This window comes from Streptomyces glaucescens (genome assembly GCF_002154375.1).
Lineage (GTDB): Bacteria > Actinomycetota > Actinomycetes > Streptomycetales > Streptomycetaceae > Streptomyces > Streptomyces glaucescens.
In genome coordinates this window covers 1-20,352 of the sequence record NZ_MUND01000127.1, presented here as the reverse complement: position 1 = coordinate 20,352, position 20,352 = coordinate 1, and the positions used below count along the sequence as shown (strand labels likewise).

The window sequence follows — 20,352 nt, the reverse complement described above, 5'->3', positions numbered from 1 at the left end:
ACGGCCGTGCTCAGCCGCACTGGCAGGGGTTGCCCGACTGGCACCCGCAGCCGCAGCCCGAGCCGCAGCCGCACGCACCGATCAGCATCAGGTTCCTGATCTCCGCGGGCTGCTCGGTCTCGCGTTCCCGCGTGGGGTCGGGCGTCGTACCCGAAGTGCCGGGGGAATCGGCCATGGTCCCTCCTAGGGCTGGAGCCTGTGCCCATTCCATGCCCCGCCCCCTGGGCGCATCAACGGCGCACAGTGGCTCGCACCCGCCTGCGCGGCGTCCCCGTGAGGCTCCCGGCGCGCGACGGTCAGGCCGCGTCCCCGCCCGTCGCCGGCTGGATCTCCGTCTGCAGCTCCTGCTGGAGCTCGTCCGCGTGCTCGCCGGTCACCAGGAACACCACGCGCTTGGCGACCGCGACCGCGTGGTCGGCGAACCGCTCGTAGTAGCGGCCGAGGAGGGTGACGTCGACGGCGGTCTCGATGCCGTGCTTCCAGCGGTCGTCCATCAGGTGCTGGAAGAGGGTGCGGTGCAGCAGGTCCATCGCGTCGTCGTCCTGCTCCAGCTGGAGCGCCAGGTCGACGTCCTTGGTGACCAGCACCTCCGCGGCCTTCGCCATCAGCCGCTGGGCGAGCTGGCCCATCTCCAGAATGGTCGCGTGCAGGTCGTGCGGGACCGCGCGCTGGGGGAAGCGCAGCCGGGCGAGCTTCGCCACGTGCTGGGCCAGGTCGCCGGAGCGCTCCAGGTCGGCCGACATGCGCAGCGAGGTGACGACGATCCGCAGATCCGTCGCCACGGGCTGCTGGCGGGCCAGCAGGGCTATGGCCCTCGCCTCCAGGTCGTGGTGGAGGTCGTCGACCTTCTGGTCGGCCTCGATCACGTTCTCGGCCAGCTTCAGATCGGCGTCGAGGATGGCCGTGGTGGCGCGCCCGATCGCCGACCCGACCAGCCGGGCCATCTCGACCAGGCCGTCGCCGATCGAGTCCAGTTCCTCGTGGTACGCGTCCCGCATCAGGGTTCCCTCTCGTGCGTCGTTCCGGGGAGTCCGGGGGGTTCAGGGACCGCCGGGCCCCTTGCCGAAAACCCGTGCCATCAACCCCACGCTCCCACGTTCCGTCCTCTACGCGTCCGTTTCCGCCACCCCAAATGAACCATCACTGGCTCCTGGGTGAACTCTGGGCGACGAGTGTTCGAGCTGCCCCGCCGATGGCTGTGGGCACGCCCGGTCCCATGCCTAACCTGGACGCATGGACGTGAACGCGGCGGTCGCCGCAGCGGCAGCGATCGCCGGGGTACTCACCGGTGTCATCGCCATGCTGGCGTTCCGCTGGAGCGAACGCGACCTGAAGCGGCCCACCCGCACCTCCCTGCACACCGATCCGGTGCTCCCGCCGGGCGTCGACACGGTCCTGTCCGTGCTGCGGTCCTCGGCCGTGGTCCTGGACGAGGCCGACGCCGTCGTCAAGGCCAGCTCGGCGGCGTACGCCCTCGGCCTGGTCCGCGGCGGCAAGCTGGCCGTGGAGCCGATGCTCCACATGGCCCGCGACACCCGCCGCGACGGCGAGATACGGCAGGTGGAACTGGACCTGCCCCGGCGCGGCACCGGCCGCGGCGAGGCCCTCGCGGTCTCCGCCCGAGTCGCCCCGCTCGGCTCCCGGCTGGTGCTCCTGCTGGTCGAGGACCTGACGGAGGCCCGCCGGATAGAAGCGGTACGGCGCGACTTCGTGGCGAACGTGAGCCATGAGCTGAAGACCCCCGTCGGCGCGCTGTCCCTCCTGTCGGAGGCGGTCATGGACGCCTCCGACGACCCGGAGGCCGTGCAGCGCTTCGCCGGGCGGATGCAGATCGAGGCGACCCGGCTGACCAACCTGGTGCAGGAGCTGATCGACCTCTCCCGGGTGCAGAACGACGACCCGCTGGAGGACGCCGAGCCGGTCACGGTGGACGAACTGGTCGCCGAGGCCGTCGACCGCTGCCGGCACGCGGCCTCCACCAAGCAGATCACCATGGCCGCCACGGGCGCCGCCGACCTGAGTGTCTGGGGCAACCGCGGCCAGCTCGCGGCGGCCCTCGGCAACCTGGTCGAGAACGCCGTGAACTACTCGCCCGCCCGTACCCGCGTCGGCATCGCCGCCCGCCGGGTGGCCGCTCCGGGCGGTGACATGATCGAGATAGCCGTGACCGACCAGGGCATAGGCATCTCCGACAAGGACAAGGAGCGCATCTTCGAGCGCTTCTACCGGGTGGACCCGGCCCGCTCCCGCGCCACCGGCGGTACGGGGCTCGGCCTGGCCATCGTCAAGCACGTGGCCGCCTCGCACGGCGGGGAGGTCACGGTGTGGAGTTCCGAGGGACAGGGCTCCACCTTCACCCTGCGGCTGCCGGAGGCGGGCGCCGCCCGCGACCGATCGCACCACGGTTCCACCGGCGGCGGGGCGCACCACCGCTCCGCCGGCGGCGGGGAGAGCGGCCGGTCCCGCAGCATGTCCCCTGACGCACCCCCGTACGAAGAAACACTTCCCGCCCCGGAGGTCCTTCCGTGACCCGTGTGCTCGTCGTCGAGGACGAGGAGTCCTTCTCCGACGCCCTGTCGTACATGCTCCGCAAGGAGGGCTTCGAGGTCGCGGTCGCGACCACCGGGCCCGACGGACTCGACGAGTTCGAGCGCAACGGCGCCGACCTCGTGCTCCTCGACCTGATGCTGCCGGGGCTGCCCGGCACCGAGGTGTGCCGCCAGCTGCGCGGCCGCTCGAACGTTCCCGTGATCATGGTGACCGCCAAGGACAGCGAGATCGACAAGGTCGTCGGACTGGAGATAGGAGCCGACGACTACGTCACCAAGCCGTTCTCCTCGCGCGAGCTGGTGGCGCGGATCCGCGCGGTGCTGCGCCGCCGCGGCGAGCCTGAGGAGGTGGCCCCGGCCGCCCTGGAGGCCGGCCCCGTCCGGATGGACGTCGACCGGCACGTGGTCACGGTCGGCGGCTCGAAGGTCGATCTGCCGCTCAAGGAGTTCGACCTGCTGGAGATGCTGCTGCGCAACGCCGGCCGGGTGCTGACCCGGATGCAGCTCATCGACCGGGTGTGGGGCGCCGACTACGTGGGCGACACCAAGACCCTGGACGTCCACGTCAAGCGTCTGCGCGCCAAGATCGAGCCGGACCCGGGCGCTCCCCGCTACCTGGTGACGGTGCGCGGCCTCGGCTACAAGTTCGAGCCGTAGGCCGGCCGCGCACGGGACATGACGAAGGGCGGGGCCTCCCGGTGGAGGCCCCGCCCTTCGTCGTACGTCAGTGACCTGCCGCGTCGTGGTCCTCGGAGGAGGACGGGGAGGCGTCGCCCGACGGGGAGGCGCTCGCGGACGGGGTGGTGCCCGGGGCGGCCGGAACCTCGGTCGGGCCCCAGCCGGCGAAGTAGCCCTCGGCCGGGACGACGAAGGCCTCCAGGCTCACGTCGCCGGTCTCGCTGAAGGAGAAGGTGACCTTGTGGGCGTCGCCGTCGGTCAGGCCCTCGCCCTCCTTCAGCACGGCGGAGGCGTTGTCCTTGCCGCCGATGATGATGGACCCGCCGGCCGGCACGGTCAGCTTGCCCTTGCCTCCGGGGGCGGGCTTGATCTCGACGGCCTCGCCGATCCCGTCCAGAGTGATGCGGTCCAGCGTCTGGGGACGGTCGCCGCCGTTGAAGACGGTGGCGGAGACAACGGCGGGCCCGGTCGCCTCGGGGTCGGGCTGGGTGATGACGACGGCGTTCTGGATCTTGATGTCGCCGACGCTGGTGGCCGCGTTGTCCGGCTTGATGTCCAGCGTCTGGGCGTTGTTGCCGGCGCCGCAGGCGGCGAGCGAGGCGATCGAGAACGCGATGGCGGAGGCGGCGAGGGCGCCGCGTCGAAGGCTGCTGCTCACGGCGGCGGCAACTCCTTGAACGCAGGGGCAGCTTCCCTTGTAAAGCCGCCCTAAGTGGCTGTCAGCGGCCCCAGGTTACCGAGCCGTTCCCGCGCCGCCGCACCCGACCCTCCCCGTGGAGCGTCGTTCGCTCAGCCGGGGGGTGCCGTCCGGCATTCCCATAAGCCCCCGGGTAAGGCCGCCCGGTAAGACACCGGCCAAACGGCTCGGCATACGGCCTGCGGCGGTGCGCGAAATTTCCGTGAAGGAATGTGTGACCGTCCCCGGAATTGATCACGGTGTGCGACAGGATCGGATGGCGTGATCAATTTCGGAATCGTCTCGTACCCGCCTGCACGCACCGAACGGAGTAGCGGAAGTCGAGCACTTGGAACCGGACATATGGGGACGTTCGGCCACTCGGGGAGCTCGTCGGCGGTGTGTGACGTGCCCGTTTCGCCCGGCCCGGACAGCCGCTCCCACCTGCGAATACCTTCTTCCGCAGGCCCCGCGCAGCACGTCCCTGTCGCTGTTGTCAAGCCCCGAGATATGCCCTGACCTGCGAAAACGCCATTCAGAAGACGCCGTATCCGTGTTACCCTGGATAGCCACGGAAGGGGTACCTGTCACATGACGTTCAAGGTTGGCGACACCGTGGTCTATCCCCATCACGGGGCCGCGCTGATCGAGGCCATCGAAACTCGCCAGATCAAAGGCGTGGACAAGACCTACTTGGTGCTGAAGGTCGCCCAGGGTGACCTCACGGTGCGTGTGCCAGCGGACAATGCGGAGTTCGTCGGCGTGCGTGATGTGGTCGGTCAGGACGGACTGGACCGGGTCTTCGAGGTGCTGCGCGCGCCGTACGCCGAGGAGCCCACGAACTGGTCCCGTCGCTACAAGGCAAACCTGGAGAAGCTCGCCTCCGGCGATGTCATCAAGGTCGCGGAAGTCGTGCGTGACCTGTGGCGTCGGGAGCGTGAGCGCGGACTCTCCGCCGGTGAGAAGCGCATGCTCGCCAAGGCCCGCCAGATTCTGGTGAGCGAGCTCGCGCTCGCGGAGAACACGAACGAGGACAAGGCCGAGGCCCTGCTCGACGAGGTTCTCGCCTCCTGACGCGTGGCAGCAGCCCGCTGAAGCCCGGTACAGCTCAGTACTCAGTACGCCGAAATGCCGCGGTGCCCGATGACGTAAGAGACGTCGCCGGGCGCTGCGGCATCTTCGTATCCAAGGCGTCGCCCCGCACCGTGCGCCCGAGGGTGCTCCCCCCGGTACTGTGCGTGCCGGGCCCCGGCTGCCGGCTCGACCGGGGTCACGGAAGGGTCCGGTCAAGGCTGCGCGCCCGGCACTCCCCACACTCGGTGAGCGGGGGGTACCCCCAGGGCTCTACCCAACCAGGCCGAGCACACAAACCTGACAGGAAACGATGTCTGACGTTTCGCGACCTTCGCCGGGGGCGGCCTCCGTCGCCGCCGTGATTCCGGCCGCCGGACGGGGCGTACGCCTCGGTCCGGGCGCCCCCAAGGCGCTTCGTGCGCTGAACGGCACTCCCATGCTGGTCCACGCGGTCCGCGCGATGGCCGCCTCCCGCGCGGTGTCCCTCGTGGTGGTCGTGGCACCGCCCGACGGCGCCGCCGAGGTCAGGTCACTGCTCGACGCGCACGCGCTGCCCGAGCGGACCGACTTCGTCGTCGTCCCCGGCGGCGCGTCCCGCCAGGAGTCCGTACGGCTGGGCCTGGAGGCGGTGCCGACCGGGCACGACATCGTGCTGGTGCACGACGCGGCGCGTCCCCTGGTGCCCGTGGACACCGTGGACGCCGTGATCGACGCGGTACGCGCCGGCGCGCCGGCCGTGGTGCCGGCACTGCCGCTCGCCGACACCGTGAAGGAGGTCGAGCCGGCGGTGGTCCCCGGGGAGCCGGAGCCGGTGCTGGCCACGCCCTCGCGCGCGCGGCTGCGCGCGGTGCAGACCCCGCAGGGCTTCGCGCGGGCGACCCTGGTGCGGGCCCACGAGACGGTCACCGAGGACGTCACCGACGACGCGAGCATGGTCGAGCAGCTCGGCGAGACGGTCGTGGTCGTGCCCGGCCACGAGGAGGCGTTCAAGGTGACGCGCCCGCTGGACCTGCTTCTCGCGGAGGCGGTCCTGGCGCGCAGGAGGCTCAACGATGGCTTCTGAGGCACCCGTCGGGACGCCGCTGCCCCAGGTCGGCATCGGCACCGACATCCACGCCTTCGAGGAGGGCCGGGAGCTGTGGTGCGCCGGCCTGAAGTGGGAGGGCGAGGGGCCGGGACTGGCCGGGCACTCCGACGCGGACGTGGTCGCGCACGCCGCCTGCAACGCGCTGTTCTCCGCGGCCGGACTCGGTGACCTCGGGCAGCACTTCGGCACCGGGCGCCCGGAGTGGTCCGGGGCCTCGGGGGTCACGCTGCTGACGGAGGCCGCGCGGATCGTGCGGGAGGCGGGCTTCCGGATCGGGAACGTCGCGGTGCAGGTGGTCGGGCCCCGCCCGAAGATCGGCAAGCGGCGGGACGAGGCGCAGAAGATCCTCTCCGGCGCGGTGGGCGCGCCGGTGTCGGTCTCCGGCGCGACGACGGACGGGCTGGGCTTCCCCGGCCGGGAGGAAGGCCTGATGGCGGTGGCGACGGCGCTGGTGGTGCGGGCGGCGGGCTGAGCCGCCCGGCCGCACCGCGTCACCTTCCCGTGCACCCCGTCGCGGCAGTTGTCCACAGCCGTCGAAGGCAGTGTGCCGCGACCACTACCCTGGAGTGGTGACTATTCGCCTGTACGACACCAGCGCCCGGCAGATCCGTGACTTCACCCCGCTCCAGCCGGGCTGTGTCTCGATCTACCTCTGTGGCGCCACCGTGCAGGCCGCGCCGCACATCGGGCACATCCGCTCGGGGCTGAACTTCGACATCATGCGCCGCTGGTTCGCGTACCGCGGCTACGAGGTCACGTTCATCCGCAACGTCACCGACATCGACGACAAGATCATCGCCAAGGCGGCGGACCAGGGCCGCCCCTGGTGGGCGATCGGGTACGAGAACGAGCGCGCGTTCAACGACGGTTACAGCGCGCTCGGCTGCCTGCCGCCCACCTACGAGCCGCGCGCCACCGGGCACGTGACCGAGATGGTCGAGATGATGCGCGGGCTCATCGAGCGCGGGCACGCCTACGAGGCCGACGGGAACGTCTACTTCGACGTGAAGTCCTTCCCCGGCTACCTCCAGCTCTCCAACCAGGAGCTGGAGAACCTGCTCCAGCCCTCCGGCGACGGCGAGACCGGCAAGCGCGACCCGCGGGACTTCGCCATGTGGAAGGCGGCCAAGCCGGGCGAGCCGACCTGGGAGACGCCGTGGGGCCCGGGCCGTCCCGGCTGGCACCTGGAGTGCTCCGCCATGGCGCACAAGTACCTGGGCAGCGCCTTCGACATCCACGGCGGCGGACTCGACCTGATCTTCCCGCACCACGAGAACGAGATCGCCCAGGCCAAGGCCTACGGCGACGAGTTCGCCCGGTACTGGGTGCACAACGCCTGGGTCACCATGAGCGGCGAGAAGATGTCCAAGTCGCTCGGCAACTCGGTGCTGGTCTCCGAGATGGTCAAGAAGTGGCGCCCCATCGTGCTGCGCTACTACCTGGGCACCCCGCACTACCGCTCGATGATCGAGTACAGCGAGGAGGCGCTGCGGGAGGCCGAGGCCGCGTTCGCGCGGATCGAGGGCTTCGCGCAGCGCGTGGTCGAGCTGTCCGGCGGCCCGGTCGAGCCGTCCGCCGAGGTGCCGCCCGCCTTCGCCGAGGCGATGGACGACGACCTCGGCGTGCCGCAGGCGCTCGCCGTCGTGCACACCACGGTCCGGCAGGGCAACTCCGCCCTGGCCGCCGACGACAAGGACGCCGCGGTGGCCCGCCTCGCCGAGGTGCGGGCGATGCTCGGGGTGCTCGGCCTCGACCCGCTGGACGCCCAGTGGGCCGGCGGGAGCGAGCGGGGCGAAGACCTGCACGGCGTGGTGGACAGCCTCGTCCGCCTGGTGCTGGACCAGCGCGAGTCGGCCCGGGCCCGCAAGGACTGGGCGACCGCCGACGCCATCCGCGACCAGCTGGGGCAGTCCGGGCTGGTCATCGAGGACAGCCCGCAGGGACCGCGGTGGAGCCTCGGCTCCCGCTGAGGTCCGCTTGATCGACTGTGCCGCCCGGGACCTCGGGCGGCACACTGCAAGACGTACGCACGCAGTCCTGAGGACCTCAGCGACTGGAAGACACGAAGACAGGTAGGTCATGGCCGCGAACAACCGTCGCATGTCCGGCAAGAAGGGCGCGCAGGTCGGCAGTGGCGGCCAGCGGCGCCGGGGCCTGGAGGGCAAGGGGCCGACGCCCCCGGCCGAGATGCGCAAGGGGCACAAGAAGAACCGTCTCGCCACCGCCAAGGCGAAGCAGTCCGCCCGCCGGCCCGCGCCGCGCGGCCGGGGCGGCAAATCCGCCTCCGAGCTGGTCGTGGGGCGCAACCCGGTGTTCGAGGCGCTGCGCGAGGGCGTGCCCGCCACCACGCTCTACGTCCAGCAGTTCATCGACAACGACGAGCGGGTCCGCGAGGCGCTCCAGCTCGCCGCCGAGCGCGGCAACATCAACCTCATGGAGGCGCCGCGCCCCGAGCTGGACCGGATGACCAACGGGCTCAACCACCAGGGCCTGGTCCTCCAGGTGCCGCCGTACGAGTACGCGCACCCCGAGGACCTGCTCGACGCCGCCGCAGGGGAGGGCGAGGACGCGCTGATCGTCGCCCTGGACGGGGTGACCGACCCGCGCAACCTGGGTGCCGTGGTGCGGTCCGTCTCCGCGTTCGGCGGGCACGGCGTGGTGGTGCCCGAGCGGCGCGCGGCCGGCATGACCGCGGGCGCCTGGAAGACCTCCGCCGGTACGGCCGCCCGTACGCCGGTCGCCCGGGCCACCAACCTCACCCGCACGCTGGAGCAGTACAAGAAGGCCGGTGTCGTGGTCGTCGGGCTCGCCGCGGACGGCGAGGTCGAACTGGGTGAGCTGGAAGCCCTGGAGGGCCCGGTCGCGATCGTGGTCGGCAGCGAGGGCAAGGGCCTGTCCCGGCTGGTCGGCGAGACCTGTGACTTCCGGGTGCGGATCCCCATGCCGGGCGGCGCCGAGTCGCTGAACGCCGGTGTGGCGGCGGGCATCGTGCTGTACGAGACGGCGCGCCGGCGCGCCTGACCTACGCGAACGGGTGTGCGGCTCAGTCATCCGTACGGGGCGATCGGGGCTGTCCGGGCAAGCTTGACGCGGTCCGGACAGATCCGGCGGGTCAAAGCAGTGTCCTAACCACACGTCACTCGGTTAGATGAGTGTGGACACCAGAACACCCCGCACACCCACGGGGGACCGCTCGTCGGGCTTCGACGACGCTCCCGCGCTGAGCATGGTGAAGGTGCCGAGCGATCCGGCGCAGGTCATCGTCAATCACGCGAGTTTCCGCGTGCAGCTGGGCGCCTCCTCGCGACGTGCGCAATCGCCGCGGATCGCGCGGCACTTGAGCGCCGCCGAGGACACCGCCCGCAACCCCGTCGTGAGCAGGGCGGCGGGCAGAGCCGCCCCGGCCGGCGCCCGCCGTCGCCCGGTGGTCTGGAGCGGCAGGTCCGCCCCCGACGACACCGGCGCCCACCGCCTGCTCCAGGCCGTGCGCGGTGCGGGCGTCCGGCACGGCGAGGAGAACACGGCCGTCGACGCCGGAGCCACCCGGGTCATCCCCCGCGTCGGGCCCGGCGCGGGCGGGTACGACGGGAGCGGCTACCACAGGGAGGGCCACGACGCCTACGACCGCCTCGACCAGACCGTCGAGACCCCCGTCGTCGGCGCCCAGCGCACCCCCCGCGACGGCACCCGGCTGCTGCCGCGCATGCGGACCGTCGAAGGCGCGTACGACCGCCCCGCCCACGACGACGAGCGCTTCCACGCCGGCCCGGAGCCCGAGGAGACGGCCGACTACGAGACCCGCTCCCGGCGGCACGCCGACGACCCCGCGCGGCACGCCTACTACCCCGGCCGGCGGATGCACCTCGGGGTCGTGCTGCTCCCGCTGCGGATCTTCCTCGGCTTCATCTCCATCTACGCCGGCATGGGCAAGCTCTGCGACCCCGTCTACTTCGACGGCGGCAAGCGCGGCTCCATGGTCACGTGGCTCAACACCCTGCACCCCTGGGAAGTCGCCGAGCCGCTGCGCCAGTTCGCCCTGGAGCACCCCGTCGGCTCCGGGCTCGTCATCGCCTTCGCCCAGGTCCTCGTCGGCGTACTGACGGTCTTCGGCTGCTGGCAGCGGGTCGCCGCCGTCGGCGGTGCGCTGCTGTCGGCGGCGCTGCTCGTCATCGTCAGCTGGAAGAGCGTCCCCGCCTACGACGCGCCCGACATCATCTACCTCGCCGCCTGGTCACCGCTGATCATCGCCGGCGCGCCGGTGTACTCCGTCGACGGGCGGCTCGCGGGCCTCGCCTGGCGCCGCCTCGGCCCGCGCGCCGACATCTGGGACCTGCGGTGGTACGTGCTGCGCCGCGGCGCCCTCGTCACCGCCGTCGTCGTCGGCCTCACCCTGCTGATCGGCTCGCTCCTCGGCGGTGCCGTCCGGGACGCCGACCGGGTGGTCGTGCCCGGCCCCGGCGAGCCGCCGCGCAACGAGCTGCCCGGCTCCCCGCTGCCCCAGGAGCCCGGCGAGCGGCGGGCCGACACCAGCCCGTCCGCCACCGCCTCCACGCCCACCCAGGGCGCCACCTCGGCCGCGCCCACCGCGACCACGCCGGGCGCCGCCACCCAGGACGCCACCACCGGGGCGCCCAGCCAGACGCAGGGCACGGCGGGACAGGCGCCGCCGCAGCAACCGGCCCCGGAGCAGCAGGCACCGAGCGCCACGACCGGACCGACCTCCAGCGGCGGCACCGCCACCGGCGGCGGCACGGGCGCGCCGAGTGGCGGCACCGGCGGCGGGAGCGGCGGCGGGAGCGGCGACAGCTCGTCCGGAGGCCGGCCCGGTCTGGTGGGCGGCCTGCTCGGGTAACCGCCCGGACATCCCGTACAGCGGTCGTAACGGCGAACGGGGCCCCGCGCGATGGTGCGCGGGGCCCCGTTCGCCGTGCTCTTCCAGAGCCGACCGGGAGGGCGTCTCAGCGGCTCAGGGCCGCCAGTTCCTTCGCCGCCTCCGTCAGGTCCTTCGCCGTGTCGATGGCCCGCCAGTACGCGCCGTGCGGGATCGAGAAGCCGGCCAGACGACGCGCCCGGGCCAGATGCGGGAACGTGGTGCGCTCGTGGTCGCCGCGCGCGGGGAGCATGGCGGCGAACTCGGGGGAGAAGACGTACACGCCCGCGTTGATCTCGAACGTGGACGGCGGGGACTCGATGAAGTCCGTGATGTGGCCGAAGCCGTCGGTGCGGACGGCGCCCCAGGGGATGCGCGGGCGGGCCAGCGCGAGGGTCGCCACGGCGTCCCGCTCGGTGTGGAAGTCGGCCATCTCGCGCAGCGAGAAGCGGGTCCAGATGTCGCCGTTGGTGGCGTACCAGGCGCGGTCCGGGTGGGGGAGATGAGCGGCGGCGAACCGCAGGCCGCCACCGCGGCCGAGCGGCTCCTTCTCCACGACGGTGGTCACGGACACCGGGAGGTCGGCCGAGTCCAGCCACTCCTTGAGGACCTCGGCGAGGTGGCCGCAGCTGACCACGACGTCGGTCACGCCCTCCTCGGCGAGCCAGGCGAGCTGATGACCGATGATCGGCGTCCCCGTCCCGGGGATCTCGACCATCGGCTTGGGCCGGTCGTCGGTGTAGGGGCGCAGCCGGGATCCCTGGCCGCCGGCCAGGATGACGGCTTGGACGGGGCGGAGGTCGGCGGTCGGATCAGTCATGCGTCGCACTGTACGCGCGGCGCATGGGCCGGGCGCCCACTGACTCGGGGGTGCGGCCGTTCACGCCCACGCGGTGGAGCCGCACCTCGACGCGGCCCCTCGCCCCCGGGTCGGGTTCACCTCCCCGGGGGCGGTGGAAGGGTCACCCGTTCGCCGCCAGGACGCCCGAGGCGAAGGACGTGTCGCAGACCGGGCGGGCGTAGGACTGGGCGCGCGTCGGGCCGTACGCGGCGACTGCGGCGCGGCCGAGGGCGCGGGCGATGGAGACGCAGTGCCGGGCGAGCGAGGGGCGCTCGTCCACGGCCTGCTGGAGGTGGGTGAGGGCGACGCCCGGGTCCTCGCGCTGCAGCTCGGTCAGGAGCTGGTCGCGCAGCACCTCGTGGGCGGCCTTGCGGTCCGCGCGCGTGGAGGCGTCGGCGGCCGAGACGTCCGAGGCGGCGAGCACCGAGTTCTCGGAGTTCCCCGACCAGTTGACGTGCGTCACCGCGAGGGTCCCGGAGAGCACCAGGACGACGGGCAGGACGAGGGCGAGGGAGCGGCCGATCCGGCGGGCGGGGCCCCGGCCGCGTCGCGTGTGTGGGGTGGTGGAGTGCTTCACGCTCGTGAGGGTAGCGCCCGGTAATGATTTGGCGACATTTGGTCACCGGTTCGAGGGACGAGGAGCGGCGAATCGGTGGTGGCGTGTTGACGTACGCTGCTCGAAATGTGCCGGTGTGCCGGGGTATTTGTCGACAACGAGAAGGGCCCCGCAGCGGTCTGCGGGGCCCTCTTCGTCAATGTGGGTGAATCACCCGGGTTGTGCCGCTCAGTCGGACAGGCGCGCGCCGGTCGACGTGGAGAAGACGTGCGTCTCGCCGGCCCGCGGGACGACGTGCAGCGTGCTGCCCTTCTCCGGGACCTCACGGCCGCCGACGCGGACGACGAGGTCCTTGGACTCGCCGCCGAGGGTGGCGGTGCCGTAGACGAACGCGTCGGAGCCCAGCTCCTCCACGACGTTGACGGTGACCGCGACACCGAGGTCGGAGTCGGGGCCGGCCACCTCGAAGTGCTCGGGGCGGACGCCGACGGTGACCGTCTTGTCGCTGGTGGCGGAGAGCGCGTCGCGCTGCACCGGCACCACCGAGTTGCCGAACTTCACACCGCCGTCGGTGACCGGGACCTCGACCAGGTTCATGGCCGGGGAGCCGATGAAGCCGGCGACGAAGAGGTTGGCGGGCTTGTCGTACATCTTGCGCGGGCTGTCGACCTGCTGGAGCAGACCGTCCTTGAGGACCGCCACGCGGTCGCCCATCGTCAGGGCCTCGACCTGGTCGTGGGTGACGTAGACGGTGGTGATGCCGAGGCGGCGCTGGAGCGAGGCGATCTGCGTACGGGTCGACACGCGGAGCTTGGCGTCGAGGTTCGACAGCGGCTCGTCCATGAGGAAGACCTGCGGCTCACGCACGATGGCGCGGCCCATGGCGACACGCTGGCGCTGACCGCCGGAGAGCGCCTTCGGCTTGCGGTCCAGGTACGGGGTCAGGTCGAGGATCTTCGCGGCCTCCTCGACCTTCTGCCGGATCTCCGCCTTGTTGACGCCCGCGATCTTGAGCGCGAAGCCCATGTTGTCGGCGACCGTCATGTGCGGGTAGAGGGCGTAGTTCTGGAACACCATGGCGATGTCCCGGTCCTTGGGCGGCAGGTGGGTGACGTCGCGGTCGCCGATGCGGATGGCGCCGCCGTTGACGTCCTCGAGCCCCGCCAGCATGCGGAGCGAGGTGGACTTGCCGCAGCCGGACGGGCCGACCAGGACGAGGAACTCGCCGTCCGCGATCTCGATGTCGAGGGCGTCGACGGCGGGCTTGTCGGAACCCGGGTAGATCCGGGTCGCCTTGTCGAACGTGACAGTGGCCATGGTGATGGGCCCCCTTCTACCGGCAGGAACGTGCCGGACGATCCGTTGTAGGAAGGTGGTGGTCTGGTCCACACGGGTGACCGCGCGAACTGGGTCGAGACGGTACCTGCCGTTCACCTGTTCTGTCAGTAGTCGGACGGCTGTGAACTTCGCGGAAATTCTCGACGGGGCCGGGCGCCGGGCTGGGTACACTGCACGGGCGCGGTGTGCTCCACGCGCGCGTGCCTCCTTAGCTCAGCTGGTAGAGCACCGCTCTTGTAAAGCGAAGGTCGTCGGTTCGAATCCGACAGGGGGCTCGTGGTGGAAGCCCGGGCCGGGGATGTTCCGGTCCGGGCTTCTCTCATGCCTTCCCCAGGTCCGCCAGCGCCTGGTCCGTCAGCCGGTACACCGTCCACTCGTCCTGCGGTACGGCGCCCAGGGAGCGGTAGAAGCCGATCGCGGGCTCGTTCCAGTCCAGGACGGACCATTCCAGGCGCTGGTAGCCGCGCTCCACGCACAGGCGGGCCAGTTCGGCGAGGAGGGCCTTGCCGTGGCCGGCGCCGCGGGCGGAGGGGCGGACGAAGAGGTCCTCCAGGTAGACGCCGTGGGTGCCGCGCCAGGTGGAGAAGTTCAGGAACCACAGGGCGAAGCCGACCGGTTCGCCGCTCGTGTCGTCCTCGGCGATGTGGGCGTAGGCGGCGGGGCGCTCGCCGAACAGGGCCTCGTGGAGCTGGGCCTCGGTGGCCCGGGCCTCCTCGGGCGCCCTCTCGTACGCGGCGAGTTCGCGGATCAGGGTGTGGATGACGGGGATGTCGGCGGGGGTCGCGGTACGGATCATGGGCGGAGGGTAGCCCGGAGCGTCCGGGCGATCTCCAGCTGTTCCGCCTCCAGCGGGCGGCCCTCCTCGACCTCCCACAGGCAGTTCTGCAGGACGCGGCCGAGGGTCCAGGCGCGGGCGCGGGCGCGGTCCAGGGCGAGGATGTCGGTCATGGCGTCGAAACGCCAGTGGATCTCGGCCGGGTCGAAGCGGTTGTCGATCGCCGGGAGCAGGTCGAAGGCGGGGTCGCCGGCGAGCGGCTTGGGATCGATGGCCAGCCAGTCGGCGCGGTCGGCGGCGAGGACGTTGTCGTAGTGCAGGTCCCAGTGGAGGAGGCGGTCGCCGGGCTCGTCGGCGACCTCGCGGACGGCCGCCGCGCAGTCGCCGATCAGGCTCCGCGCCTCGGGGTCGGGGATCCGCTCCAGGGCCCGCGGGGTCCGGTCCAGCATGCCGTGGGCGATGTCGCCGAGGCGGCGCAGCTCCCCGGGGGCGGGCAGTGCGGTGAGGTGGGCGAGCAGGCGGGCGATGACCTGGACCGCCGCGCGGCTGTCGGGGACGTGGGAGAGCGTGCGGGCCGGGTCGAGGCGTTCCAGCAGCATGGTGCCGGTGTCCGGGTCGTGGTCGAGGAGCCGGACCGCTCTGTCGCCGTTCCAGGCGCGCAGGGCGACGGGTTCGCCCTCGCTCTCCTCGTCGAGGAGCTGGAGTTTGAGCACGGCGGGGGTGGCGTCCGTGCGGAGCACGGGCAGGACGAGGGCGCACCAGCCGTACATCGGCGGTCCGTCCAGCCGCAGTTGCCAGCGTTCCAGGAAGGCTTCGGCCAGGTTCGGCAGCCGGGCGATGAAGGCGCGGCCCTCGTCGCCGTTGAACTTCGCCTGGGAAGCCGCCAGTTCCTCCGGGACATGGATCACGGGGACCGACCCTACGCGCGTGCGTGCGGATCTTCACCCGGATTACGGCCCTGGAAGGAGCGCGGATTCCACGGAATCCGAAGAAGACACCGGCCCGCCGCGCGGGTTACCGTCCGGGGCCATGAGCAGCGGTGTCGTGAACGGCGGAGTCTCCTTCTGGTACGCGTCCGACGGCTTTCCGGAGGGCCGGAGGCCGTTGGACGGTGACGTGTCCGCCGATGTCGTGATCGTCGGGGGCGGATACACGGGGCTGTGGACCGCGTACTACCTGAAGAAGGCCGTCCCGTTCCTGCGGATCGTCGTGCTGGAGCAGAAGTTCTGCGGCTACGGGGCCTCCGGGCGCAACGGCGGATGGCTGTACAACGGCATCGCGGGGCGGGACCGGTACGCGAAGCTGCGCGGCCACGAGGCCGCCGTCCGCCTTCAGCGGGCCATGAACGACACCGTGGACGAGGTGATCCGGGTCGCGGCGGCGGAGGGCATCGACGCCGATCTGCACAAGGGCGGGGTGCTCGAGGTGGCGCGCACGCCCGCGCAGCTCGCCCGGCTGAGGGCCTTCCACGCGGCGGAGGCCGCCTTCGGCGAGACGGACCGGGAGCTGTACGGCGCCGAGGAGACCGCCCGGCGGATCCGGGTCGCGGACGCGGTCGGCTCGACGTGGACGCCGCACGGGGCCCGGGTGCACCCGGTGAAGCTCGTCAAGGGCCTCGCGGCGGCCGTGGAGGCGCTGGGGGTGGTGATCCACGAGTCGACGCCGGTGACGGAGATCCGGCCGAAGCACGCGGTGACGCCGTACGGCACGGTCCGCGCGCCCTACGTGCTGCGTTGCACGGAGGGTTTCACCGCCTCCCTCAAGGGCCAGCGGCGGACCTGGCTGCCGATGAACTCGTCGATGGTCGCGACCGAGCCGCTGACCGACGAGCAGTGGGCGTCGATCGGCTGGGACGGCCGGGAGACGCTGGGCGACATGGCGCACGCGTACATGTACGCCCAGCGCACCGCCGACGGCCGGATCGCGCTCGGCGGGCGCGGGGTGCCGTACCGCTTCGGGTCGCGGACGGACAACGACGGGCGGACGCAGGCGGAGACCGTGGAGGCGTTGCGCGAGATCCTGGTCGGTTTCTTCCCGCAGCTCGCCGGGGTGCGGATCGAGCACGCCTGGTCGGGGGTGCTGGGTGTGCCGCGCGACTGGTGCGCCACCGTCACCCTGGACCGGTCGACGGGTCTGGGCTGGGCGGGCGGCTACGTCGGCTCCGGTGTCGCCACCGCCAACCTGGCCGGCCGCACCCTGCGGGACCTGGTCCAGCAGGACTCCGGGCAGGGCGGCCGGACCGAGCTGACCGAGCTGCCGTGGGTCGGGCACAAGGTGCGTAGGTGGGAGCCGGAGCCGCTGCGCTGGCTGGGTGTGCACGGCATGTACGCCACGTACCGCACGGCGGACCGGCGGGAGACGGTGACGCACCGCGCGCAGTCGTCGCGGCTGGCGCGCTGGGCGGACCGGGTGGCGGGGCGGCACTGAGGCACCGCCCCCGGGTGCCGCCCGGTGCCGGTCAGGGCTCCAGTACGACCTTGCCGGTCGTTCCCCGGGTCTCCAGCGCGCGGTGGGCGGTGGCCGCCTCGGCGAGGGGGAAGCGGTGCACGACGGGGACGAGCCGGCCGGCGGCGGCCTCGGTGAGGGCGCGCAGCTCCAGGGTGCGGACCGGGTTCGGCCCGCCGGCCTTCTGCATCATCACGGGGCCGAGGACCTGCTCGGTGACTCCCTCGACGACGTAGGGGGTGCCGTCGTGCAGCCCTTCCCCGGACCAGCCGAAGACGAGGTGCCGGCCGCCGGGGCCGAGCAGGGCGACACTGGCCCGGGCGGCGTCCCCGCCGACGCCGTCGAAGACGATGGTGGCCGTCCGGCCGCCCAGCCAGGCGCGCACCTTCTCCGGCCAGCTCGGGTCCCGGTAGTCGACGGCGAGGTCGGCGCCGTTCGCCTGGACGCGGGCGGTCTTCCCGGGGCCGCCGGCCAGGCCGACGACGGTGGCCCCGGCGTTCCTGGCGTACTGCACGAGCAGGGTGCCGATACCGCCGGCGGCGGCCGGGATCACCACCACGTCGCCGGGGCCCGGCTCGGCGAACTGGACGATCCCCATCGCCGTACGGCCCGTCCCGATCATGGCGACGGCCTGGGCGAAGTCCAGGTTCTCCGGTATCTCGTGCAGGCGCTCGGCGTCGGTGACGGCCAGCTCGGCGTAGCCGCCGGGGGCGAAGCCGAGGTGGGCGACGACCCGCTTGCCGAGCCATGCCTCGTCGGCGCCCTCGCCGAGCGCGTCGACGACCCCGGCGACCTCGCGGCCCGGGATCGTGGGCAGGGCGGGCAGCTCGGGCAGCGGGCCCCGCATGCCCTCGCGGATCGCGGTGTCGAGGAGGTGCACGCCGGCGGCGGCGACCTCGATCCGGACCTGGCCCGGACCGGGTGCGGGGTCGGCGACCTCCTCGTAGGTGAGGTTCTCGGCGGGGCCGAAGGCGTGGAGTCGGACGGCGTGCATGGGAATCCCCCCGGGGTTGTGGCGGGCCGGTCGGTGACGGACCCCACGCTGCTGCCTCAAGCGTGCTTGAGGTCAAGCGGCCGTGATCCGTGCCGGCCGAGCGCCAGCGACACCGCCGTCAGCGCGCTGGTGAAGGACACCTCCGACAGCACCCCCGGCGCGGCCACCTGGTCGCCCGCCAGGTAGACCCCGTCGCCGCGGTCCACGGCCGGACGGTCCCGCCAGGTCGTGCCGGGCGGGTCGACGGCGCCGGTACGGCCGTTGGCGACCGCCTCGCGGCGCCAGGTGACCCGCTCCCGCCAGCCGTCGAAGGCCAGGTCGAGCAGTTGTTCTCCGCGTGCGACGCCGTTCGCGCGGGGCTCGTCCGGGCCGATCGGGAGCTGCCCCTGGATCAGCTGCTCGCCCGCCGGGGCGAGCGTGCGGTCCTGCGCGGTGAACCGTTCGATCCAGCCGGGCGCGTCCAGGTCGGAGACGGCGAACGCGTCGCCGCGGCGGGTGCGCACCGCCAGGTCGATCAGGACCGTACGGCCGCTCGGCCAGGTCAGCGAGTCGTCCCGGAGCAGCCGGCGGGCCGCGTCCAGGGAGGTCGCGACGATGACGGGCGTGTCCGTGGGGAGGCTGTCCACGCGGGACAGGGTCTCGATCCGCACGCCCAGGTTCCAGGCGCGCCCGGCCATCCGGTCGATGACGCTCGACCAGCCCCCGCGCGGGTAGTGCGCCTCCGGGGGCAGCTTGGTGGCCCGGCGCAGCCGCTCCTGCACGAACGCCGCGGAGAGCGAGCCGGGGTCGTGGTGGAACAGCGCGACGGCGGAGTAGTGCGCGGCCGCGCGGGCGCCCTCCTCGCCGGCCTGCTCGGTCGCCCAGGTCAGGAAGTCGGTGTCGACGGGGGCCTGGCGGGCGCTGCGGCGCAGCAGCTTCAGCATGGCGAACGGCGGGGTGCGGCGCAGTACGCCGCCGTGCCTCAGCCGCAGCCGGGCGGCCTCCAGGGGCGGGATCGGGGCCAGCGGGCCGATCAGGTCGCGCTGCCGGAGCCAGGTCCAGTGCGGGCCGCCGTTGTAGAGGGCGTGCGGGCCCTCGTTCGTCCGGTACGGGCCGTCCGCGGTGCGGGCCCGCCCGCCGAGGGTGTGGTGCGCCTCGTACACCGTGACCTTGGCGCCCGCTTCGGCGGCGGTGATCGCGGCGGTGAGTCCGGCGAAGCCGCCGCCGATGACGGTGATGCGGTGCATGGGTCTCCCTGGGGTCGCTGCTCGGTCTGTCTTCTCTCTCTAGGACCGATCAGCCGCCCCGAATGTGACATCGCCGGCGTCGGCGCTGGTCAGGGCGATTGTCAGTGGCGGGGTACAGCATGGGGCCATGGTGCGGAACGCGAGTGACCCGAAACCGGCGCGGCGGCCGGAGCTGCGGCTGCCGGCCCTGGAGCCGTACGGCGGCGCGGGCCTGGAACCCGACGGGGACTACGACGGCCTGGAGTTCCGCGGGACGGACCTCACCGGTCAGGACGGCGGCGGTGCCCGCTTCCTGGACTGCGCCCTCGCGTCCTGCACGCTGACCGAGACCCGGCTCAGACACGCCCGCTTCCTCGACTCGGTGCTCGGCTCGGTCCAGGGCGTCGGCACCGACCTGGCCGAGGCGACGCTGCGGGACGTGGAGGTGACGGAACCCCGCCTGGGCGGGGTGCAACTGCACGGGGCGGTGCTGGAACGGGTGGTGGTCCGCGGCGGGAAGCTGGACTTCCTCAATCTGCGCACGGCACGCCTGAGAGACGTCGTCTTCGAGAACTGCGTGCTGGTGGAGCCCGACTTCGGGGGTGCGCGGCTGGAGCGCGTGGAGTTCGTGGGCTGCGCCCTGAAGGGCGCGGACTTCACCGCGGCCACCCTGAAGGACGTGGACCTGCGCGGCGCGGAACCGCTGGAGATCGCCGGGGGACTGGACCGGCTGTCGGGCGCGGTGATCAGTCCTGGCCAGCTGATGGACCTCGCGGCGGTGTTCGCGGCGGCGCTGGGCGTGAAGGTGGTGTGAGGCGGCCCGCGCCTCAACCCACCCGCGGGAACTTCGCCTGCAACGTCCAGATCGCCGGGTTGTCCGCCAGATCCTCGTGCAGGTCGCACAGGTCGGCGATCAGGTCGTGCAGGAAGTCACGTGCCTCGCGGCGGAGTTCGGCGTGGGAGAAGCTGAGGGGCGGTTCCTCGGCCGGCATCCAGTCCGACTCGATGTCGACCCAGCCGAACCGGCGCTCGAAGAGCATCCGGTCGGTGGACTCGGTGAAGTCGAGTTCCGCGTGCTGCGGGCGGGAGGCGCGGGAGCCCGCCGGGTCGCGGTCCAGCAGCTCGACGATGTCGCACAGCGCCCACGCGAAGTCCAGCACCGGCACCCATCCCCAGGATGTGGACAGCTCCCGGTCGGCCTCGGTGTCGGCGAGATACACGTCACCGCAGAACAGGTCGTGCCGCAGGGCGCGGACGTCCGCGC

The 20,352-nt window shown here is 72.5% G+C and carries 21 protein-coding genes and 1 tRNA gene; 11 read left to right on the top strand and 11 right to left on the bottom strand.

Annotated elements, in window-relative coordinates:
* Positions 1-10: 10 nt before the first annotated feature.
* Positions 11-175 carry a hypothetical protein gene (locus CCN42_RS41215; RefSeq protein WP_107427569.1) on the bottom strand — a complete coding sequence of 55 codons (165 nt, stop codon included), beginning with the start codon at positions 173-175 and terminating at the stop codon, positions 11-13.
* A gap of 121 nt (positions 176-296) precedes the next feature.
* Positions 297-998 (bottom strand): phosphate signaling complex protein PhoU, encoded by a 702-nt coding sequence (gene phoU, locus CCN42_RS09450; protein WP_086171245.1) that lies wholly within the window; start codon positions 996-998, stop codon positions 297-299.
* A 235-nt stretch (positions 999-1,233) separates the two neighbouring features.
* Between phoU and phoR the strand changes: the two genes are divergently transcribed.
* Positions 1,234-2,529, top strand: coding sequence for a two-component system sensor histidine kinase PhoR (phoR, locus tag CCN42_RS09445; protein ID WP_086734517.1), 1,296 nt, complete (start codon positions 1,234-1,236; stop codon positions 2,527-2,529).
* Positions 2,526-3,206: a two-component system response regulator PhoP gene (gene phoP, locus CCN42_RS09440; protein WP_043502011.1), complete on the top strand. Its 681-nt coding sequence runs from the start codon at positions 2,526-2,528 to the stop codon at positions 3,204-3,206. Before phoR ends, phoP begins: the two co-directional genes overlap by 4 nt.
* A 67-nt stretch (positions 3,207-3,273) precedes the next feature.
* Here phoP and CCN42_RS09435 read toward each other — a convergent pair whose 3' ends face one another.
* The gene (locus CCN42_RS09435; RefSeq protein ID WP_086734515.1) at positions 3,274-3,885 is read right to left on the bottom strand and encodes a copper chaperone PCu(A)C domain-containing protein; all 612 of its coding nucleotides are present in this window, start codon (positions 3,883-3,885) and stop codon (positions 3,274-3,276) included.
* A 609-nt stretch (positions 3,886-4,494) separates the two neighbouring features.
* Here CCN42_RS09435 and CCN42_RS09425 point away from each other — a divergent pair.
* From CCN42_RS09425 to CCN42_RS09395, 6 genes are all read left to right on the top strand, one after another.
* Positions 4,495-4,977, top strand: coding sequence for a CarD family transcriptional regulator (locus CCN42_RS09425; protein WP_003953493.1), 483 nt, complete (start codon positions 4,495-4,497; stop codon positions 4,975-4,977).
* Positions 4,978-5,287: 310 nt separating this feature from the next.
* Complete coding sequence (gene ispD, locus CCN42_RS09415) at positions 5,288-6,040, top strand: 2-C-methyl-D-erythritol 4-phosphate cytidylyltransferase (RefSeq protein ID WP_086734511.1); 753 nt, start codon at positions 5,288-5,290, stop codon at positions 6,038-6,040.
* Complete coding sequence (gene ispF / locus CCN42_RS09410) at positions 6,030-6,536, top strand: 2-C-methyl-D-erythritol 2,4-cyclodiphosphate synthase (protein ID WP_086734510.1); 507 nt, start codon at positions 6,030-6,032, stop codon at positions 6,534-6,536. Before ispD ends, ispF begins: the two co-directional genes overlap by 11 nt.
* A 97-nt stretch (positions 6,537-6,633) precedes the next feature.
* Positions 6,634-8,034, top strand: a complete 1,401-nt coding sequence (gene cysS / locus CCN42_RS09405; protein WP_086734508.1) for a cysteine--tRNA ligase — start codon at positions 6,634-6,636, stop codon at positions 8,032-8,034.
* Positions 8,035-8,143: 109 nt separating this feature from the next.
* Positions 8,144-9,085, top strand: coding sequence for a 23S rRNA (guanosine(2251)-2'-O)-methyltransferase RlmB (gene rlmB / locus CCN42_RS09400; protein WP_086734506.1), 942 nt, complete (start codon positions 8,144-8,146; stop codon positions 9,083-9,085).
* A gap of 127 nt (positions 9,086-9,212) precedes the next feature.
* On the top strand, positions 9,213-10,916 hold the full coding sequence (locus tag CCN42_RS09395) for a DoxX family protein (RefSeq protein ID WP_169731428.1): 1,704 nt from the start codon (positions 9,213-9,215) through the stop codon (positions 10,914-10,916).
* Positions 10,917-11,022: 106 nt separating this feature from the next.
* Here the strand turns inward: CCN42_RS09395 and CCN42_RS09390 are convergent, their stop codons facing one another.
* From CCN42_RS09390 to CCN42_RS09380, 3 genes are all read right to left on the bottom strand, one after another.
* The gene (locus tag CCN42_RS09390) at positions 11,023-11,754 is read right to left on the bottom strand and encodes a nucleotidyltransferase family protein (protein ID WP_086734502.1); all 732 of its coding nucleotides are present in this window, start codon (positions 11,752-11,754) and stop codon (positions 11,023-11,025) included.
* Between the two features lie 142 nt (positions 11,755-11,896).
* Positions 11,897-12,352, bottom strand: a complete 456-nt coding sequence (locus CCN42_RS09385) for a hypothetical protein (RefSeq protein WP_086734500.1) — start codon at positions 12,350-12,352, stop codon at positions 11,897-11,899.
* Between the two features lie 207 nt (positions 12,353-12,559).
* Positions 12,560-13,648, bottom strand: coding sequence for an ABC transporter ATP-binding protein (locus CCN42_RS09380; protein WP_086173012.1), 1,089 nt, complete (start codon positions 13,646-13,648; stop codon positions 12,560-12,562).
* Between the two features lie 223 nt (positions 13,649-13,871).
* Here CCN42_RS09380 and CCN42_RS09375 point away from each other — a divergent pair.
* Positions 13,872-13,944 (top strand) — tRNA-Thr (locus tag CCN42_RS09375).
* 44 nt (positions 13,945-13,988) lie between these two features.
* On the opposite strand, the gene CCN42_RS09370 is transcribed toward CCN42_RS09375, so the two are convergent.
* Complete coding sequence (locus tag CCN42_RS09370) at positions 13,989-14,465, bottom strand: GNAT family N-acetyltransferase (protein WP_086734498.1); 477 nt, start codon at positions 14,463-14,465, stop codon at positions 13,989-13,991.
* A complete protein-coding gene (locus tag CCN42_RS09365) occupies positions 14,462-15,352 on the bottom strand; it encodes an aminoglycoside phosphotransferase family protein (RefSeq protein ID WP_086734496.1) in 891 nt (296 codons plus the stop codon). Before CCN42_RS09365 ends, CCN42_RS09370 begins: the two co-directional genes overlap by 4 nt.
* Before the next feature lie 121 nt (positions 15,353-15,473).
* Between CCN42_RS09365 and CCN42_RS09360 the strand changes: the two genes are divergently transcribed.
* A complete protein-coding gene (locus tag CCN42_RS09360; RefSeq protein WP_211294665.1) occupies positions 15,474-16,871 on the top strand; it encodes an NAD(P)/FAD-dependent oxidoreductase in 1,398 nt (465 codons plus the stop codon).
* A gap of 31 nt (positions 16,872-16,902) precedes the next feature.
* On the opposite strand, the gene CCN42_RS09355 is transcribed toward CCN42_RS09360, so the two are convergent.
* Both CCN42_RS09355 and CCN42_RS09350 read right to left on the bottom strand, forming a co-directional pair.
* Positions 16,903-17,883 (bottom strand): zinc-binding dehydrogenase, encoded by a 981-nt coding sequence (locus tag CCN42_RS09355; RefSeq protein WP_086734492.1) that lies wholly within the window; start codon positions 17,881-17,883, stop codon positions 16,903-16,905.
* A gap of 56 nt (positions 17,884-17,939) precedes the next feature.
* Positions 17,940-19,109 (bottom strand): FAD-dependent oxidoreductase, encoded by a 1,170-nt coding sequence (locus tag CCN42_RS09350; protein WP_086734490.1) that lies wholly within the window; start codon positions 19,107-19,109, stop codon positions 17,940-17,942.
* Positions 19,110-19,236: 127 nt separating this feature from the next.
* Here CCN42_RS09350 and CCN42_RS09345 point away from each other — a divergent pair, with 127 nt between their 5' ends.
* On the top strand, positions 19,237-19,902 hold the full coding sequence (locus tag CCN42_RS09345) for a pentapeptide repeat-containing protein (RefSeq protein ID WP_086734488.1): 666 nt from the start codon (positions 19,237-19,239) through the stop codon (positions 19,900-19,902).
* Positions 19,903-19,915: 13 nt separating this feature from the next.
* Here CCN42_RS09345 and CCN42_RS09340 read toward each other — a convergent pair.
* The coding region (locus CCN42_RS09340) for a hypothetical protein (protein WP_086734486.1) at positions 19,916-20,352 on the bottom strand (437 nt) is incomplete at its 5' end.

Coding starts and splice junctions, on each gene's coding strand:
- CCN42_RS41215 (WP_107427569.1), bottom strand. CDS start 175: ATGGCCGATTCCCCCGGCACTTCGGGTACGACGCCCGACCCCACGCGG.
- phoU (WP_086171245.1), bottom strand. CDS start 998: ATGCGGGACGCGTACCACGAGGAACTGGACTCGATCGGCGACGGCCTG.
- phoR (WP_086734517.1), top strand. CDS start 1,234: ATGGACGTGAACGCGGCGGTCGCCGCAGCGGCAGCGATCGCCGGGGTA.
- CCN42_RS09425 (WP_003953493.1), top strand. CDS start 4,495: ATGACGTTCAAGGTTGGCGACACCGTGGTCTATCCCCATCACGGGGCC.
- ispD (WP_086734511.1), top strand. CDS start 5,288: ATGTCTGACGTTTCGCGACCTTCGCCGGGGGCGGCCTCCGTCGCCGCC.
- ispF (WP_086734510.1), top strand. CDS start 6,030: ATGGCTTCTGAGGCACCCGTCGGGACGCCGCTGCCCCAGGTCGGCATC.
- rlmB (WP_086734506.1), top strand. CDS start 8,144: ATGGCCGCGAACAACCGTCGCATGTCCGGCAAGAAGGGCGCGCAGGTC.
- CCN42_RS09395 (WP_169731428.1), top strand. CDS start 9,213: ATGAGTGTGGACACCAGAACACCCCGCACACCCACGGGGGACCGCTCG.
- CCN42_RS09390 (WP_086734502.1), bottom strand. CDS start 11,754: ATGACTGATCCGACCGCCGACCTCCGCCCCGTCCAAGCCGTCATCCTG.
- CCN42_RS09380 (WP_086173012.1), bottom strand. CDS start 13,648: ATGGCCACTGTCACGTTCGACAAGGCGACCCGGATCTACCCGGGTTCC.
- CCN42_RS09370 (WP_086734498.1), bottom strand. CDS start 14,465: ATGATCCGTACCGCGACCCCCGCCGACATCCCCGTCATCCACACCCTG.
- CCN42_RS09360 (WP_211294665.1), top strand. CDS start 15,474: ATGAGCAGCGGTGTCGTGAACGGCGGAGTCTCCTTCTGGTACGCGTCC.
- CCN42_RS09355 (WP_086734492.1), bottom strand. CDS start 17,883: ATGCACGCCGTCCGACTCCACGCCTTCGGCCCCGCCGAGAACCTCACC.
- CCN42_RS09350 (WP_086734490.1), bottom strand. CDS start 19,109: ATGCACCGCATCACCGTCATCGGCGGCGGCTTCGCCGGACTCACCGCC.
- CCN42_RS09345 (WP_086734488.1), top strand. CDS start 19,237: ATGGTGCGGAACGCGAGTGACCCGAAACCGGCGCGGCGGCCGGAGCTG.